Annotated in this window: 16 protein-coding genes; all 16 read right to left on the minus strand. The window is 44.2% G+C overall.

The window, feature by feature from the left end; genetic code table 11:
* Nucleotides 1-13: 13 nt before the first annotated feature.
* The 16 genes from hisS to iscR all read right to left on the minus strand — a co-directional run bounded on the left by hisS (nucleotide 14) and on the right by iscR (nucleotide 14,720).
* Nucleotides 14-1,261, minus strand: a complete 1,248-nt coding sequence (gene hisS, locus AC5JQI_RS13055; RefSeq protein WP_493914676.1) for a histidine--tRNA ligase — start codon at nucleotides 1,259-1,261, stop codon at nucleotides 14-16.
* Nucleotides 1,262-1,446: 185 nt separating this feature from the next.
* Complete coding sequence (ispG, locus tag AC5JQI_RS13060; protein WP_237386052.1) at nucleotides 1,447-2,568, minus strand: flavodoxin-dependent (E)-4-hydroxy-3-methylbut-2-enyl-diphosphate synthase; 1,122 nt, start codon at nucleotides 2,566-2,568, stop codon at nucleotides 1,447-1,449.
* 159 nt (nucleotides 2,569-2,727) lie between these two features.
* Nucleotides 2,728-3,783 carry a cytoskeleton protein RodZ gene (gene rodZ / locus AC5JQI_RS13065; protein WP_493912475.1) on the minus strand — a complete coding sequence of 352 codons (1,056 nt, stop codon included), beginning with the start codon at nucleotides 3,781-3,783 and terminating at the stop codon, nucleotides 2,728-2,730.
* A 176-nt stretch (nucleotides 3,784-3,959) separates the two neighbouring features.
* Entirely contained in the window at nucleotides 3,960-4,442 is a 483-nt protein-coding gene (locus tag AC5JQI_RS13070; RefSeq protein ID WP_493912476.1) for a fimbrial assembly protein, read from the minus strand.
* 72 nt (nucleotides 4,443-4,514) lie between these two features.
* Entirely contained in the window at nucleotides 4,515-5,693 is a 1,179-nt protein-coding gene (gene rlmN / locus AC5JQI_RS13075) for a dual-specificity RNA methyltransferase RlmN (protein ID WP_323853759.1), read from the minus strand.
* A 315-nt stretch (nucleotides 5,694-6,008) separates the two neighbouring features.
* Nucleotides 6,009-6,437 carry a nucleoside-diphosphate kinase gene (gene ndk, locus AC5JQI_RS13080; RefSeq protein WP_237386056.1) on the minus strand — a complete coding sequence of 143 codons (429 nt, stop codon included), beginning with the start codon at nucleotides 6,435-6,437 and terminating at the stop codon, nucleotides 6,009-6,011.
* Nucleotides 6,438-7,041: 604 nt separating this feature from the next.
* Nucleotides 7,042-7,470, minus strand: coding sequence for an enhanced serine sensitivity protein SseB C-terminal domain-containing protein (locus AC5JQI_RS13085; protein ID WP_493912477.1), 429 nt, complete (start codon nucleotides 7,468-7,470; stop codon nucleotides 7,042-7,044).
* A 117-nt stretch (nucleotides 7,471-7,587) separates the two neighbouring features.
* On the minus strand, nucleotides 7,588-8,883 hold the full coding sequence (gene pepB / locus AC5JQI_RS13090; protein WP_493912478.1) for an aminopeptidase PepB: 1,296 nt from the start codon (nucleotides 8,881-8,883) through the stop codon (nucleotides 7,588-7,590).
* Nucleotides 8,884-9,066: 183 nt separating this feature from the next.
* Nucleotides 9,067-9,261 carry a Fe-S cluster assembly protein IscX gene (gene iscX, locus AC5JQI_RS13095; RefSeq protein WP_237386059.1) on the minus strand — a complete coding sequence of 65 codons (195 nt, stop codon included), beginning with the start codon at nucleotides 9,259-9,261 and terminating at the stop codon, nucleotides 9,067-9,069.
* A 13-nt stretch (nucleotides 9,262-9,274) separates the two neighbouring features.
* Entirely contained in the window at nucleotides 9,275-9,610 is a 336-nt protein-coding gene (fdx, locus tag AC5JQI_RS13100) for an ISC system 2Fe-2S type ferredoxin (protein ID WP_092550160.1), read from the minus strand.
* Nucleotides 9,611-9,612: 2 nt separating this feature from the next.
* Nucleotides 9,613-11,460, minus strand: a complete 1,848-nt coding sequence (gene hscA, locus AC5JQI_RS13105; protein ID WP_493912479.1) for a Fe-S protein assembly chaperone HscA — start codon at nucleotides 11,458-11,460, stop codon at nucleotides 9,613-9,615.
* Between the two features lie 84 nt (nucleotides 11,461-11,544).
* Nucleotides 11,545-12,066, minus strand: a complete 522-nt coding sequence (gene hscB, locus AC5JQI_RS13110) for a co-chaperone HscB (RefSeq protein ID WP_493912480.1) — start codon at nucleotides 12,064-12,066, stop codon at nucleotides 11,545-11,547.
* Nucleotides 12,067-12,126: 60 nt separating this feature from the next.
* Nucleotides 12,127-12,450: an iron-sulfur cluster assembly protein IscA gene (iscA, locus tag AC5JQI_RS13115; protein ID WP_237386062.1), complete on the minus strand. Its 324-nt coding sequence runs from the start codon at nucleotides 12,448-12,450 to the stop codon at nucleotides 12,127-12,129.
* An 84-nt stretch (nucleotides 12,451-12,534) separates the two neighbouring features.
* Entirely contained in the window at nucleotides 12,535-12,921 is a 387-nt protein-coding gene (iscU, locus tag AC5JQI_RS13120) for a Fe-S cluster assembly scaffold IscU (protein WP_237386063.1), read from the minus strand.
* A gap of 24 nt (nucleotides 12,922-12,945) precedes the next feature.
* Complete coding sequence (locus AC5JQI_RS13125) at nucleotides 12,946-14,160, minus strand: IscS subfamily cysteine desulfurase (protein ID WP_493912481.1); 1,215 nt, start codon at nucleotides 14,158-14,160, stop codon at nucleotides 12,946-12,948.
* A gap of 65 nt (nucleotides 14,161-14,225) precedes the next feature.
* Complete coding sequence (gene iscR, locus AC5JQI_RS13130) at nucleotides 14,226-14,720, minus strand: Fe-S cluster assembly transcriptional regulator IscR (protein WP_493912482.1); 495 nt, start codon at nucleotides 14,718-14,720, stop codon at nucleotides 14,226-14,228.
* Between the last annotated feature and the right edge of the window lie 141 nt (nucleotides 14,721-14,861).

The raw sequence follows: 14,861 nt of genomic DNA on the forward strand, positions 1-14,861 counted from the left end.
AGAGTCTTTCTCCTTAGCCTAACAATTCGGTCAAACGCGCTGCGATCGTTTGTTGTGGCAACGTTTCTTGTTCACCGTTACGTAAATCTTTCACCGTGATATTGCCTGCCTGAATTTCGTCTTCTCCAAGGATCAGGGCAACTTTGGCTCCATGCTTACCTGCACGTACCAGCTGTTTTTTAAAGTTACCACCACCATGATTGGTCATCAGACGTAATTCTGGTAGTTGATCGCGGATCTTCTCTGCCAGTATCAATGCTGCCTGCTGGCTACCTTCACCAAAGGAAGAAAGATAAACATCAGCAACTGTCAGCTCTGCAACAAAGTCAGGATTGACTTCCTGAACTAACAGAACCATACGTTCCATTCCCATTGCAAAACCCACTGCCGGTGTTGCCTTTCCGCCTAATTGCTCAACCAGGCCATCGTAACGACCACCTGCACAGATTGTTCCCTGAGCACCCAATGCGGATGTTACCCATTCAAAAACAGTACGGTTGTAGTAATCAAGACCACGAACCAGACGCTGGTTGATACGATATTTGATACCTGCGCTATTAAGGATCTGGCACAGGCCATCAAAATGCTCTCTTGATTCGGCATCAAGATAATCAAACAGTTCCGGTGCATCGTTAAGAAGTTGCTGAATTTCAGGATTTTTGGAATCCAGAACACGTAGTGGATTGGTACACATACGGCGCTGGCAGTCTTCGTCCAGTTTCTCTTTATGCTGCTCCAAAAATGCCACCAGAGCTTCACGGTAATTTGCACGTGCTTCCAGTGAACCAATAGAGTTAAGTTCAAGCGTCACATGGTCAGCAATACCTAACTCACGCCACCAGCGGGCAGTCATTAAAATCATTTCAGCATCAATATCCGGCCCTTGCAGACCAAATACTTCAGCACCTAACTGATGGAATTGGCGATAGCGACCTTTTTGTGGACGCTCATAACGGAACATAGGCCCGATATACCATAAACGCTGTTCCTGATTGTACAGCAGACCATGCTGAATACCGGCGCGAACACACCCAGCAGTATTTTCTGGGCGTAGGGTCAAACTTTCCCCATTGCGGTCATCAAAGGTGTACATCTCTTTTTCGACAACATCGGTGACTTCCCCAATCGCACGTTTGAATAACGGGGTCTGCTCTACAATCGGTGTCCGAATTTCGCTAAAACCATAACCTGACAGCACACGTTTCACTGTAGATTCAATTCGTTGCCAAACGGCCGTTTCAACAGGGAGGCAATCGTTCATACCACGAATAGCTGGGATATTTTTTGTCACGTTTTATCTCTTATTAATATTTATACAATGGCGTCGATTATAAAAGCGAATACTCGCAAGGTTCAATCAGCAAGAAAAACTATAGCTATATCCAATCAGATACCCGGATAAAGTTATATACTGGCACATAATAATACGGGCCAGCATCAGGCATATCATCCATCAAGCTGGTTAACGCTAATCCGATTATTGGCATCAAGGATAGAAGCTTTCGCTCGGATCTTGGCTTCAAGTTGATCAATCAGATCTTTATTATCAAGGCGTTCTTTCTGGCGAATGCCATCTTCATAAAAGCCACTTCTGGTTTTCGCTCCTGTAACACCAAGCGTTGAAACCTCTGCCTCTCCCGGGCCATTTACGACACAGCCAATGATCGAAACATCCATCGGGGTGATTAAATCTTCGAGACGTTGTTCAAGCGCATTCACTGTACCGATAACGTCAAATTCCTGACGTGAACAAGTCGGACAAGCAATGAAATTAATGCCTCTGGAACGGACGCGCAATGCTTTCAAAATATCAAAGCCGACTTTAACTTCTTCTACCGGATCTGCGGCCAAAGAGATGCGCAACGTATCGCCGATCCCCTCTGACAACAACATTCCCAGACCAATTGAGGATTTAACCGCACCAGCCCGGGCACCCCCTGCTTCAGTAATTCCCAGATGCAGAGGTTGATCAATTTTTTGCGCCAGCAAACGATAAGCGCCAACGGCCAAAAAAACATCAGATGCTTTGACACTCACCTTGAACTGATCGAAGTTCAGGCGATCCAGAATATCTACATGGCGCATCGCTGATTCAACCAATGCCTCTGGTGTCGGTTCACCATATTTTTCCTGGAGATCTTTCTCCAGTGACCCACCATTAACTCCAATACGAATTGGAATGTTATGGTGGCTGGCGCAGTCCACAACCTGACGAATGCGTTCTTCGTTACCAATATTGCCGGGATTAATGCGTAGGCAATCCACACCATATTCTGCTACTTTCAACGCGATGCGGTAATCAAAGTGAATATCAGCCACAAGGGGGATATTGACCTGCTGTTTGATGGATTTGAAGGCTTCAGCCGCATCCATAGTTGGCACAGAAACACGAACAATATCCACACCTACACGTTCGAGCGCCCGGATCTGATTAACTGTCGCCCCGACATCAGTTGTCCGTGTATTGGTCATTGATTGCACTGCGATGGGGGCGCCATCCCCTATAGGTACATTACCGACATAAATACGTGTGGACTTACGTCTTTTTATCGGTGATTCATTATGCATTTTTACATTACTCCCCTACATCCCTGTATTTTGTTTATAAAAATTACAACTATGCTGTGGTGAATAATACACACTGAGCTAAATAATACACACAGGCGAACATGAATTCTTATTCTTCAATGTCCGCCCGAATCTTTGGCACAAGAAATTCGCCAGAGTTTATTTCAATGTCAGTTTGGCCGACACGCCCTTCTTAACAAAAGTACTGAGATCTACAGGTTTTCCCTGGAACTGAACCTTCACCTGAGCAGGTGCACCAATATTCAGTGAGTAGGATAATTCATCGGAAAACTTCAGACTTTCGCCTTTACTTTTGGTTCCGCTGAACAATATCTTACCTTTAGCGTTTTTGACTTCTAACCAGCATCTTCCATTAAAATTCATCATCAATTCGTTGTTGCTTACGGTCTTGATATTATTCACATCAGCCGATGATGTACTCACAGCAGAATTCGCTGAAGTTGTATTTGTTACCGGTGGATTTACGGGCAACGTTACGGTTTTTGGCTCTGTTGCAGTAGATGCCGGAGCACTGGAAACAGCTGAAGTACCATTGTTTACTAAAGCACTATTCTTTATTGAAGCACTATCATTTACTGAAGCATCATTGTTTGCTCCAGTATTTGTCTGTGCTGGAGAAGCTTTTTCTTGTGATACTGGCTCTTGAGAGGTCTCTACAGATTGGCTTCCTTTCGGCTGTACAGATAAATTATCTGCCGTAGTCGTTGAAGTGCCAAAATCATGTTCACCACTCCGCTCATGGGTACTAGATTGCTCTGCCATTGAAGTCAATTCTTTTTGCTGAGCTTTATAATTCTGCCACCACCATAGGCCTGTCATTCCCAATAACACAATGATGACAAACCATGTTATTTTCATTAACCAGCCATCACGTTTTTTACGTTTTTTCCCCGCCGAAAAACTTTGCATTGGAGAAACCTTCACGTTTTTGGTAGGCATTTGTTTGTCTAAAATGCTCAGGATTTCGGACTCAGGCACTTGGACAAGTTTTGCATAAGAACGAATATATCCACGCAAGAATGTCGAAGTTAGATTTGACGGGATCGTATCTTCTTCGATATCACGAACAGTCGACAGTTTAAGACACAAACGATCTGCCACAATTTGCTGAGAAAGTTCAAATTTTTCACGAGCCTGGCGCAGAATCTGACCTGCTGTCAGATTGGCTTCTTCTGGGTAAGTTTCAGTCTTCATTAGCTAAGGACACTGGTACTGTTCTGGGTTAAAGAATTTACGCAAATTAACTTAATAGAGCACATAACTTAATTTGAGTAGCGAAATCATCTTATTACTGCATCAAATGCAGTAAATCATTTATCACAAATGTAGCAGCTTATACCTTTGATCTTTCAAGTTAGCTTTAGCCGCGCTCATTCACCCTTATCACATAGCGAACTGTGTTCTGGGGAATCGATTTCATTGCTGCCGCGCTGCAACTTGAAATCTATTGGGTATATTTTGCTTTCCACACTTCCCGTGACCAATTTTTTAGCTTCTTCATACTGCTTTTGTTCACAGAGAAAAGCATGGTAATGACGTACTACAGTATCACTTCCTGGCACATACTGCATGGCCATTCTGTAATGCTGGCTGGCGGTTTCCGGCCGGCCTGCATATTGTTCATGCAGTGCCATACCTAAATGTGCCTCTGGATGACGCGGCTCCGCCAGCAAGACTTTCTGAAAATGATATTTGGCAGCCGGTAAATCCCGTTCCACCAAATAAGCCTTTCCTAGCTGTAATCGTGTCTCTATGGCAACGATCTTTTGGCCGCGACGGGCTGAATGTTCCGCACAGCTCGTCAATAAGCTAAAACAAACTATAGACCAAATTATTATTGATTTCCGTATCATACCATTTTCATTTATAAGGATATGTCAAACTTTGCCAGATTTTTAGCCTAAAAATCGATATTAAACAAAAAATCAGACTGTTTTTACCTGAATAGGTTCACCCGTCAGGCGTTTTTTCAACGTCCGTTTTGTTCTATCAATCACTTCACCTGCAAGCTGTCCACACGCAGCATCGATATCATCACCTCTCGTTTTACGCACGATGGTTGTAAAACCATATTCCATCAAAACTTTGGAAAAACGATCGATCCGGCTGTTGGAACTACGCCCGTAAGGTGCTCCTGGGAACGGGTTCCACGGGATAAGATTGATTTTACTTGGCGTATCTTTCAGGCATTCCGCCAACTGATGCGCCTGTTCAACACTATCATTGACGTGATCAAGCATAACGTATTCTACCGTGACACGCCCCTGATTAGCGTTGGATTTTGTCAGATAACGGCGTACACCTGCCAAGAACTCTTCAATGTTATATTTGCGGTTAATTGGCACGATTTCGTCACGAATATCATCGGTAGGTGCATGAAGGGAGATAGCCAGAGCAACGTCAATCATATCACCCAATTTGTCCAGTGCAGGAACGACACCAGACGTTGACAATGTTACACGACGTTTTGACAGGCCAAAACCGAAATCATCCATCATGATTTCCATTGCTGGCACGACATTGTTCAAATTAAGTAACGGCTCTCCCATTCCCATCATAACTACGTTAGTGATAGGACGACGGCCACTGGATTTCAGTGAACCGATGATTTTGGCAGCACGCCAAACCTGACCGATAATTTCAGATACCCGCAGGTTACGGTTAAAACCCTGCTGGGCAGTAGAACAGAATTTACACTCTAAAGCACATCCCACCTGAGATGAGACACACAGTGTCGCGCGATCATCCTCTGGGATATAAACCGTTTCAACCTGTTGATCGCCAACAGTAATCGCCCATTTAATAGTACCATCAGATGAGCGTTGTTCTTCTGCAACTTCCGGTGCCTTGATTTCAGCAACTTGTTGCAGTTTCGCTCTGAGTACTTTATTGATATCTGTCATTTGCTCAAAGTCGTCATAGCAATAATGGTACATCCATTTCATTACCTGATCGGCACGAAAAGGTTTTTCACCCATATCGAGGAAAAATTGACGCATTTGCTTACGGTTAAGGTCGAGCAAATTAATTTTACCGTTTTTCTTTTCAGGAGTGACAGATACGGCGGAGGTTGAAGATGGTACGGTTTCGTTAAGTTGGGACATTTTTTACATCGCCTCGTTGTTACACTTTCGGCTCTGTGCTGATTTTATTTCAGCACTATATTTCAGCACTAAGTTTTCATGCGGTGACTGCCAATTCAATGGTCATTCTATTCCAATGATATTGGATTCCGACATATATTTCCCTCATCTTGCCAATTGCCATTTGTTGGCGGCGATTTAAAACCTATTGAGCATAGAATGTCGGTAAAATCGAACGAACATTGAAATAAAATAATAAACGCCCCACTAAATAAAATCAGTGAGGCGCGACATTGTACAAACTTTACTGTTTAGATGCTACGGGTAACTGAAGTCTCAGTAGCGAGGGAAAATCTCATCATCACTGAAGAAGTAGGCAATTTCACGGTTTGCGGATTCGATAGAATCTGAACCATGGACAGCGTTTTCAGTAAAGCTGTCTGCATAGTCTGCACGCAGAGTGCCAGCCAAGGCGTTATCAGGATTAGTTGCACCCATCAGATCACGGTGACGCTGAACTGCGTTTTCGCCTTCCAGAACCTGTACCGTAATTGGACCTGAGGTCATGAATTCCACCAGACCATCAAAGAAAGGACGGCCTTTGTGTTCAGCGTAAAAACCTTCTGCTTGTTCGCGGGTCAAATGCAGCATTTTGGCCGCAATGATTTTAAACCCTGCACTTTCAAAACGGGCATAGATAGAACCGATAACATCTTTCTTTACTGCGTTAGGTTTAATAATGGAAAAAGTACGTTCAATCGTCATTCGATAACCTCTTTGGCACTTTCAGCGATGATTCATTTTAATTTTTACGCCCCTGAGGAAAACTGAGGAGCAAATCTACCCTGTATCTGACAGGAATAAAAATAGGTGTTGATTATAGGAGGAGACTTTCTGCTTGCCTACAAAAAACACAACATTTTATTAAAACTTTCTTAGCGAAAATTATCATTTTTTAGCATAAATCACATTTTTACTCAGTTATGCACAACAAGATAACTCGAGTTAAACGGATTTATAGATATCTCACCTGAATATAGCCGGTAATATTATTTTTTATGGATATTCATATGATACAGGAATTAAAATATAGCGAAGATAAAAGAACGAGTTTTGCCCTTCCTTTGCCCTATTTCTATATAAATCCATTACTGGCACTGATGATACTTGTTATTTTGCATAACTAAAGAACAGCAAAAATAACGAAATTTTCATCTGGAATAAAATTTATCTGACATTTTTGTCCCATGTTTTTCAAATTTTGGATACCTCTCGCAATATTGGTTTGCTCGTTGCAATCAAATTACAATAGGTCACAGGACAAACATTAATCGTTATATCTTCTTTGAGATGACAAGCAGATTGATTTTTATTGGTTGATCACAGGAATGGTATCCCGCAGCCAGCTACCTAATTTGCGCTGGTAGAAAGGTTGGGTATGCTGAATCAGATAATGGCTGATCCCCCTTTCTTTTTCATCAAGCAGACAAAAATCGACCGAGTCATCTTCGTCAAGGTACTCGCAAGCCAGCTCACCCGCTTCTTGAATCATTAAGTTAATTTCATTTCCTGCCGTGGCTTCACTGAATTCCAAGCCAATTAATAAATTGGGCTTTTCATCCACATTTTTATCTTGGGCCATGACCAGAAAAGCACGCCGAATAGGTTTATGCTGTTTGAATAAATCAATCAACGCCTCAATAAGCCGAGCAGGTTGTTCCTCGGGCTGGCTGAGAGTAATTCTGCTTCCACTTGGAACCTTTATTTCGGTAACGGCAGGCCCATTTGACAAACTCATGAAAATCTCCGAACAGTGCTGTTTGAACTGAAGTTAAGCATGTTGAAAGGTTAAATCATAGCCCCTCTTATAAGGAGCTATCAAAATAGATGAATGAAGAGTTACTTAATTTAAGCTTTATTCCGCTTTAGCTAGCAATAAATTGGCAATAGTACGTACACCATATCCCGTTGCACCGGCTGCCCATTGTTCTACAGCAGACTTACGATAGGTTGCTGAACAGTCAATATGTACCCAACCTTTTTTGTAGTTCTCTACAAAGTGGGACAGGAATGCTGCCGCAGTACTTGCTCCCGCTGAATGTGAAGGTGACGCAATGTTGTTCAGTTCAGCAAAATTGGATGGCAATTGGCTGCGATGGAATTCAGCCAGCGGTAAACGCCAGAATAATTCATTTTCGCTATCAGCCGCAGCCAGTAACTCGGAGACCAATTGATCATCAAAGCTGAGTACAGAATGGTAATCGTTTCCGACCGCTGTTTTTGCGGCTCCGGTCAAAGTTGCTGCATCAATAATCAGAGGTGCTTTTTCCGCACTGGCATCAATCAGGCCGTCAGCCAGAACCAAACGCCCTTCTGCATCGGTATTCATGACTTCAACGGTTTTGCCGTTGCGATAGTGAATGATGTCACCCAATTTGAAAGCGTTGCTGCTTACCATGTTGTCTGCAATACATAGGAACAGTTTTACACGATGCGTCAAGCCACGGCTGATTGCCAAAGCCAATGCACCTGTTAAAGTTGCCGAACCGCCCATATCCGATTTCATGGAATCCATAAAATTGGAAGGCTTGATGCTGTACCCACCGGAATCGAAAGTAATGCCTTTACCGACCAGACATGCAAAAACAGGTGCTTTTGCATCTTTTGTTGGATTGAAATCTAATGTCAGAAAAACAGGGTCACGGAAAGAACCACGACCGACAGTATGTACTCCCATGTATCCCTGTTCACGCAGATCATTTCCTTTGATGATTCGGTAACTGACTGCATCGCCCGCTACACCACTCAGTAAATCAATGGCACGCTTTGCAAGCTGTTCTGGCCCTAAATCTTCAGCTGGGAGGTTGACGGTATCGCGTACCCAATCAACAAATTTGATTCTTCTTTCCAATTCTTGTTTTTCCGTTACGGACAGTTGAGGCCACTCAATTGTACGCAGCCCCTTAGGAGAACGGAAACCTAACCAGAATGACCAACTTTTTTCCAGATCCCAATCTTCGCCCGCTAGAGCAACATTGCGGATTCCTTGCCCATCAATTTTACGTCCTGCGCGTTGGACTGCCCCTAACTTTCCATTGCCTTCCAGATGGATAGTCATCCCTTGCTCACTGGAACTGATTAGTGCTTTTTCGCCCCAGCAAGCGTTAGCTGGCTCATAAGACAGTGTTATCGGCATGATTTGCTTTGTCATTTTTTCTCGCTTCTTATCTTATTTGTTGACTGTGTTACATCGCTTACCGTTTCAGTTATACAGTAAGAGGGATTAATATAAAAAAACTGGCGTTTGCCAGTTTTTCATTAAATGCAGACTATGCCAAGCTATTGAGCAAGGATCAGTGAGGTTGCGCATTTTTTGTCTTAAGCAAATTTCACGCTACTCATATTCATCCAGCCATACCAACAAAATAGCTTCCAGTATTTTTTCGTTAGATTTCTGTGGATCATCCTCAAAACCATCCAGTTCACAAACCCATTCATGCATATCGGTGAACCGCACTGTTTTTGGATCCAAATCCGGAAATTTATCATACAGTGCTTCGCCAATATCACGGCTGTCAGACCATTTCATTTTCCGTTCTCCGTCAGTGCTCACGTGCATGGTTAATGGTGTATTTAGGGATTTCAACAATTAAATCCTCATCGGTCACTTTGGCCTGACAACTCAAACGACTTTCAGGCTCAAGCCCCCATGCTTTATCCAGCATGTCGTCTTCCAGTTCAGAGCTTTCCTCCAGTGAGTCAAACCCTTCTCTGACGATGCAGTGACAAGTGGTACACGCGCAAGATTTTTCACAAGCATGTTCAATCTCAATTCCATTACGCAGTGCAACATCCAGAATTGATTCGCCTTCCTGTGCGTCCAATACTGCACCTTCGGGGCAAAGTTCGTTATGAGGTAAAAATACAATTTTAGGCATAATTAAATTTCATCCACAGAGTGACCCGCCAAAGCCCGGCGGATTGATGTGTCCATACGACGCGCGGCAAATTCTTGCGTTTGCTTGTCCAATTGTTTAATTGCACTTTCAATCGCATCAGGGGACGTTCCCTGAGCACTGTCAATTAATATTTGCACAGCTGCATCAATGGCAACCTGCTCTTCTTCGCTCAGCAAATCAGCATCTTTTTCCAGCGCACTCGTTAAGCTTTCCAGAACCCGGGCTGCTTCAACTTTTTGCTCAGCCAATTTACGTGCCTCAAGATCGTCCTGCGCATTTGCCATAGAATCTTTCAGCATACGGGCAATTTCCTCATCCGATAAACCATAGGAAGGTTTTACCTGAATGGAAGCCTCAACACCGGTGGATTTTTCCAATGCGCTGACACTCAGCAAACCATCGGCATCGACCTGAAAAGTCACGCGGATGTGCGCACCACCAGCCGGTAACGGAGGAATACCGCGCAGTGTAAAACGCGCCAGTGAACGGCAATCATTGACCAATTCTCTTTCGCCTTGCACCACATGGATGCTCATGGCGCTTTGACCATCTTTGAATGTGGTGAATTCTTGCGCTTTTGCGACAGGAATAGTGGTATTGCGTGGAATGACTTTTTCAACCAATCCACCCATTGTTTCCAAGCCAAGTGACAGTGGAATCACGTCCAATAGCAGCATTTCACTGTCAGGTTTATTTCCGACCAGAATGTCTGCCTGAATTGCTGCACCCACAGCCACTACTTTATCCGGATCGATAGAGGTCAAAGGCTCTCGCTCAAAAAATTCACCCACCATGCTGCGCACGAGTGGCACTCGCGTTGAACCACCAACCATAACAACTTGCAGGACTTCATCTGCCGTTACGCCCGCGTCTTTCAGTGCCCGACGGCAAGAAAGCAGTGTGCGTTTAATAAGAGACGTAATCAGCTCATTGAATTCAGTACGAGTGATGCTGCCTTGCCAGCCAGCAATGCTGATTTCCGCGCTATCTGCTTCACTCAGAGTAATTTTGGCTTGAGTGGCAATATCCAATATTTGACGCTGCAATCCGTGATCGTTATCAATAATGCCAGCCTGCTCACGAATCCAATTTGCCAATAGCCAATCAAAATCATCACCGCCCAGCGCAGTATCGCCTCCTGTTGCCAACACTTCAAACACACCCCGGCTGAGGCGGAGAATAGAGACGTCGAAAGTTCCGCCGCCCAGATCATAAACAGCAATGATACCTTCCTGACCGGAATCAAGACCATAAGCAATGGCTGCGGCTGTCGGTTCATTCAAAAGGCGCAAAACATGCAATCCCGCCAAACGTGCGGCATCTTTGGTCCCTTGACGCTGTGCATCATCAAAATAAGCAGGAACTGTGATAACAACCCCATCAAGTTTACCCTCCAAGGTTTCTTCTGCCCGTTGTGTCAACGATTTGAGTATTTCAGAAGAAACCTGAATAGGATCGACCAAACCCGCTACAGTGTTGATCAACGGCAAGCCGTTTTCACTCGCTTGAAGCTGATATGGCAGATTGGGATAACGCTTCTGAATATCAGCCAAAGAGCGTCCCATCATACGCTTGACTGAACTCACAGTATTGACAGGATCTGATGCAGCCTGTTGGCGGGCCTGCCAACCAACCAGAATCTCTTCTTTGCAATATTGTACAACGGAAGGAAGCAAGTGACGGTTTTCACTATCTGCCAGGGTTTCCGCCTGACCACTGCGGACAGTTGCAACCAGAGAGTGAGTTGTGCCAAGATCAATCCCCGCAGCCAGACGACGCTGATGCGGTGCAGCAGATAAACCAGGTTCGCTGATTTGTAATAAAGCCATGTGTGCCTCTTTAAATCTATTCAGCCGAAACTTATTCAGCTGAAATTCATTCAGCCAAAAGCTATTCGAATTAATGCCATTTAGCTAAAAATCATCCAGCAACCGTTCTTCAAGTTGTTCAACCTGCTGTTGCAATTTATCTAAAAAGCGTAATTTACGGACTGTATCGGCTGCAATTGACCATTCGGCAGCATCTAACTGCTGTTCCATCTGCTCACTACGAGTTTTAATCATTTTATTCAGGCGAGATGAAAAGCCGGATAGCCCTGTTTCTGGATCTGAACTATGCTCAATGGCATCAAGCTCTTCGCGCAACTCCAGCTGCTGCATCAGGAAAACGGTATCCTGCATCGTGTGCTGTTCGTTGGATAGATCGAATCCTTGTTGAAACAGTATATATTCTGCGCGCTTCAGGGGATGTTTCAGCGTCTGGTAGCCAGCATTGATAGTTGCGGCTTGTTGAAGTGCCAGCGTTTTTTCACGTTCTGGCTGGGTGGCAAAACGATCAGGATGAAACTGACGTTGCAATTCCTGATAACGGGTTGCCAACAGTTCACGGTCGATCGCATAACACGCAGGCAGCCCAAATAAAGTAAAATAGTCCATAAGTTACTCTTGATTTCGCAAAGTACGTAGTTTCGCAAAGTGCGGAGTCAAAAAACGGGGTTAAACGTGGAAACTTTCCCCACAGCCGCATTCGCTGGAAACGTTGGGGTTGTTGAATTTAAAGCCTTCGTTCAGGCCTTCTTGAACAAAATCCAACTCCGTACCATCAAGATAAAGGATGCTTTTACCATCAATGATAACTTTCACACCCTTATCTTCGAAAATTTGATCTTCTTCATTAACCACATCAGCAAATTCAAGCACATATGCCATACCTGAGCAGCCGGATGTTCTCACTCCCAAACGCAACCCGACACCTTTTCCCCGATTGTCGAGGAAGGACAAAATACGTTGGGCTGCACTTTCTGTCAGGGAAATTGACATACAACACCTCACTTTAAAACTAGTAAAGGTGGATATTGAATCAATATCCACCAGAATTATTTTCTATTCTTTTTGCGAAAAGAGTTATTTGGCTTGGCGCTTGCTTTTGTAATCAGCAATAGCGGCTTTGATCGCGTCTTCTGCCAAAATAGAGCAATGAATTTTCACTGGTGGCAGTTCTAACTCGTCAGCAATCTGAGTGTTTTTAATTTCCTCAGCCTGTTCCAACGATTTGCCTTTCATCCATTCAGTGACCAAAGAGCTGGATGCAATCGCAGAGCCGCAGCCATAGGTTTTAAAGCGTGCATCTTCAATGATGCCTGCATCGTTGACCTTGATTTGCAGACGCATGACGTCACCACAAGCCGGTGCTCCTACCATGCCACTGCCAACTGAAGGGTCTTCACTATCGAATGAGCCAACATTACGTGGGTTTTCGTAGTGATCAATTACTTTGTCGCTGTAAGCCATTTCGTTACTCCTGAAACCGTCTGATTAATGATGAGACCATTCGATGGTGCTGATATCCACACCCTGTTTGAACATTTCCCACAATGGAGAAAGATCGCGCAAATGACCAATCGCGTCGTGAATCAACTTGATTGCGTAGTCTATTTCTTCTTCTGTGGTAAAACGCCCCAAAGAGAAACGAATAGAACTGTGTGCCAGTTCATCATTCATGCCCAATGCACGCAGGACATAAGAAGGTTCTAAGCTCGCGGAAGTACATGCTGAGCCAGAAGAAACTGCCAGATCTTTCAATGACATCATCAATGACTCACCTTCAACATAGTTGAAGCTGGCATTTAGAATGTGTGGTGCTCCCAGTTCCAAATCACCGTTCAGGTAAACTTCTTCAATATCTTTGATACCGTTCCACAAACGCAGACGCAGACCACGCAGGCGCTGCGCTTCTGATTCCAGTTCTTCTTTAGCAATACGGTAAGCTTCACCCATGCCAACAATCTGGTGAACAGGCAATGTCCCTGAACGCATTCCGCGCTCATGACCACCACCGTGTTGCTGGGCTTCAATACGAATACGGGGTTTACGGCGGACATACAACGCACCGATACCCATCGGGCCATAAAGCTTATGAGCTGAGAAAGACATCAGATCAACTTTCAGTTTGCTGAGGTCAACAGGCAATTTACCCACACTTTGGGTTGCATCGACATGGAAAATAATGCCACGGCTGCGGCACATTTCGCCAATGGTCATGATGTCCTGAACAATACCGATTTCATTGTTGATGTGCATGATGGAAACCAGAATTGTATCTTCACGCATGGTGGCTTCCAGCTCTTTCAGATCAATCAGGCCATTGCTCATTGGTGCAAGGTAAGTTATCTCAAAACCTTCACGCTCCAACTGGCGACAAGTATCTAAAACCGCTTTGTGTTCAGTTTTGCTGGTAATAATGTGCTTGCCTTTTTTCTGATAAAATTTTGCAGCACCTTTAATAGCAAGGTTATCTGATTCTGTAGCGCCTGAAGTGAACACAATTTCACGCGGGTCTGCACCAATCAAATCAGCAATTTGATTACGCGCAATATCAACCGCTTCTTCAGCCTGCCAGCCAAAACGGTGGGAACGGGAAGCTGGGTTACCAAAAATCCCGTCCATTGTCAGATAATTCATCATCTTTTCAGCAACACGCGGATCAACTGGTGTTGTTGCTGAATAGTCCAAATAAATGGGTAATTTCATTGCTCACATGCTCCGTAAGACACTTTTAATACTTTTATTTGCTACAACAAGTGTTTGCCACAAGATTACGCACGCAGGTTAACGTTAATCGTCTCTTGAGATCTGCCGTTAGGTGTACGTCGCTTATCGCTGTCTTGACGATCAGCTACGTCTAATACTTCTTGGTGCTTCACTAATTCGTCTAAACTGATGCTGCTCAGGAAACTCGTAATACGATCACTGAGATCACGCCATAAAGCATGAGTCAAACAACGATCACCGCCCTGACAACCTTCCTTGCCCTGACAACGAGTCGCATCAACTGATTCATCAACAGCTGAAATAACTTCGGCAACGAAAATCTTGCCTGCATCTCTGCCCAGCAAATAACCGCCACCCGGACCACGGACGCTAGAAACCAGACCATTTTTACGCAAGCGGGAGAATAACTGCTCCAGATAGGAAAGTGAAATTCCCTGACGCTCAGAAATGTCGGCTAATGGTACCGGCCCTTCTTGTGAATGCAACGCCACATCTAGCATGGCAGTTACCGCATAACGTCCTTTTGATGTCAGTCTCATAACAAAAACTCCATGGTGAAATATAGGTCAAATTGTGACATTCCTGAGTATTTTAGTCAACTATTTAACCTACTATTTTACTCAACTATTATTTGATTGATCTTCATCTTCTTCACCTGTGTTTCCCGGTTGTTTCTCGCG

It is taken from the genome of Xenorhabdus sp. XBWT, from assembly GCF_059072735.1.